The following is a 1,009-nucleotide window of genomic DNA, read 5'->3' on the forward strand; positions in this document are numbered from 1 at the left end:
CGGTCAATCTACATTTAAGCCTTGGTAAGGTTCCTCGCGTATCATCGAATTAAACCACATGCTCCACCGCTTGTGCGGGCCCCCGTCAATTCCTTTGAGTTTCATTCTTGCGAACGTACTCCCCAGGTGGGATACTTATCACTTTCGCTTAGCCACTGAAATTGCTCCCAACAGCTAGTATCCATCGTTTACGGCGTGGACTACCAGGGTATCTAATCCTGTTCGCTACCCACGCTTTCGTCCATCAGCGTCAATCAATTAGTAGTAACCTGCCTTCGCAATTGGTATTCCATGTAATCTCTAAGCATTTCACCGCTACACTACATATTCTAGTTACTTCCTAATAATTCAAGTTTAACAGTATCAATGGCCGTTCCACCGTTGAGCGATGGGCTTTCACCACTGACTTATTAAACCGCCTACGGACCCTTTAAACCCAATGATTCCGGATAACGCTTGGATCCTCCGTATTACCGCGGCTGCTGGCACGGAGTTAGCCGATCCTTATTCTTACAGTACCGTCAAGGTTCTACACGTAGAACTGTTTCTTCCTGTACAAAAGCAGTTTACAATCCATAGGACCGTCATCCTGCACGCGGCATGGCTGGATCAGGCTTGCGCCCATTGTCCAATATTCCTCACTGCTGCCTCCCGTAGGAGTCTGGTCCGTGTCTCAGTACCAGTGTGGGGGATCTCCCTCTCAGGACCCCTACCCATCGTAGCCTTGGTAAGCCGTTACCTTACCAACTAGCTAATGGGACGCATGCTCATCTTTTACCGTTGTGACTTTAATAATTGCTCGATGCCGAGCTATTATACTATGAGGTATTAATCCAAATTTCTCTGGGCTATCCCTCTGTAAAAGGTAGATTGCATACGCGTTACGCACCCGTGCGCCGGTCTCTGCTCCCGAAGAAGCATACCCCTCGACTTGCATGTGTTAAGCCTGCCGCTAGCGTTCATCCTGAGCCAGGATCAAACTCTTCATCGTATATTTTAATATTATATT

Annotated in this window: 1 rRNA gene; it reads right to left on the reverse strand. The window is 47.8% G+C overall.

The features are described 5' to 3' along the window. A 16S ribosomal RNA gene (locus tag SHI72_RS23585) occupies positions 1 to 991 on the reverse strand; the annotation flags it as partial. Positions 992 to 1,009 lie beyond the last annotated feature (18 nt).

Origin of the sequence: Flavobacterium sp. PL02 (assembly GCF_035013205.1) — a bacterium.
In the GTDB taxonomy this organism is placed as follows: Bacteria; Bacteroidota; Bacteroidia; order Flavobacteriales; family Flavobacteriaceae; genus Flavobacterium.